This window comes from Edaphobacter aggregans DSM 19364, from assembly GCF_000745965.1.
Taxonomy (GTDB): Bacteria; Acidobacteriota; Terriglobia; order Terriglobales; family Acidobacteriaceae; genus Edaphobacter; species Edaphobacter aggregans.
The window spans coordinates 1-1,684 of record NZ_JQKI01000315.1; the positions used below are offsets into that span (position 1 = coordinate 1).

Annotated in this window: 1 protein-coding gene; it reads left to right on the forward strand. The window is 53.3% G+C overall.

Annotated features, from left to right (window positions below; translation table 11 throughout):
* Positions 1 to 220: 220 nt before the first annotated feature.
* Positions 221 to 1,504, forward strand: a complete 1,284-nt coding sequence (locus Q363_RS37165) for a TlpA disulfide reductase family protein (protein ID WP_051979612.1) — start codon at positions 221 to 223, stop codon at positions 1,502 to 1,504.
* Positions 1,505 to 1,684 lie beyond the last annotated feature (180 nt).

Consider the following 1,684-nt stretch of genomic DNA (forward strand, 5'->3'; position numbering starts at 1 on the left):
GAGATGAGCGTCCTATCCTTCAGCCACTCACAGATGCAGAGATGGCCTTCTTTGCAGCACGCAGGTAGTGCAACGACGATTTATTTAGTAGCGCCCGAAAAGTCGCAATTTCGGTAACTTGCTGGGAACTTTCTCAAAACCCCGTTTTGAGGATGTTCGATTAGCTGGCGGAGGCGCCTTTCAATCGTTAGACTTTGTGCGCCGGAGTTCGGAGGCTTTTATGAGGCGTCCACTGTTCGTAGTTGCGGTACTGACAATGGTTGCTGCAACGGCAGCATTCGCGCAACCTACGCCTTCCCCGGGTCCCTCGGAAGGCCTTGAACTGCTCAAGCGAGTAGCCCAACACTATGCTGAAGCCAAGTCCTATTACATCGAGGTAGCCGAAGAGAATACATCAAGTACCGAATACAATCACTCCTGGCAAAAGACCGTCCTTACCGCCGCTGCGGCTCCGGGAAATCGCTTCCACTTCGAGGGGCACACTAACGGCAGCAGCGCTATGAAGGTAGCAGACGGAAAAACTGTATGGATCTATCGCCTTGACGAGCATCGGTACACTGCCAAACCACAGTCAAGCGAGGCCTCCGGTCAGCAAACAGCGGTGCCCATGTCCGAGGGGGCAATGTGGCGAGCGGAACAGCTGATAAAGCAATGGAGTTCCCTGATCAAAACACTCAAGTCGGCAGACCGCCTTGGAGATGCCACTCTCATGGTGAACGGCCACGAAGTTCACTGCAGTGTTGTCCACGTCCAAAGCTCCGACCTAAAACGTGTGCCATCCAATGATTACGTGTTCGACGAAACGATATGGATCGACAAGACCAGCGAGACCGTTCTGAGAACCATCGTTCACATGGACAACAACATGTTGTATGGAGCAGCCCGAATCCCGGTGGAAGAGGAGATGATCACCACTTTTACAATCACTGAACTTAACGGCCAAGCGCGCGAAAATCTCTTTAGCTTTATTCCTCCCCCAGACGCGAAACTCATGCAGAACTTTCCCGACCCGGCGAAGGACTTTGAAAATGGCAATTTGACAGGTAAACCGGCCCCTTCCCTGAAGCTGAAGTCTGAGGACGCCAAGGTGGTTACACTCGATTCATTCCGGGGGAAGCCAGTTCTGCTGGATTTCTGGGCCACGTGGTGCGGTCCCTGCGTAGCAGCCTTGCCTAAACTTGCCCAGATCTATCAGGAAGCCAAGGACAAGGGCTTAGTTCTGCTTACCGTCGACCAGGACGAAGAACCTAATACGGCCGCCGAGTTCCTGGCGAAGAAAGGGTTCGTCTGGCTTAACTTCCACGATGGGGACGGGGAGATAGAAAAACTCGTGGGACGATCAGGGATTCCGCGAACGATGCTGGTCGACGCCCAAGGGAAAGTCGTCTATGACACAGAGGGGATGGACGACGACGAACTGCGCAAAGAGATCGCAAAGCTCGGCCCGGAATATGCACCCTTGTTACCGAAGCCGAAGCAGACTCCGTGTGTGGCTTCCAAGTGATGGCAAAGCCTCTTGGCAGATTGAGAATCTGGATCGGGGCTTTTCTCGTACAGCCTGGAAAGTCGCGTTTGCGGTAACTTGCTGGGAACTTTCTCAAAACCCCGTTTTCCGTGCAATTGCCAGCGGTTCGTTAAGAGAGACTGACCTCTCGTTACAAATGTGTCGTCGAGGAGCAAACTG

Coding starts and splice junctions, on each gene's coding strand:
- Q363_RS37165 (WP_051979612.1), top strand. CDS start 221: ATGAGGCGTCCACTGTTCGTAGTTGCGGTACTGACAATGGTTGCTGCA.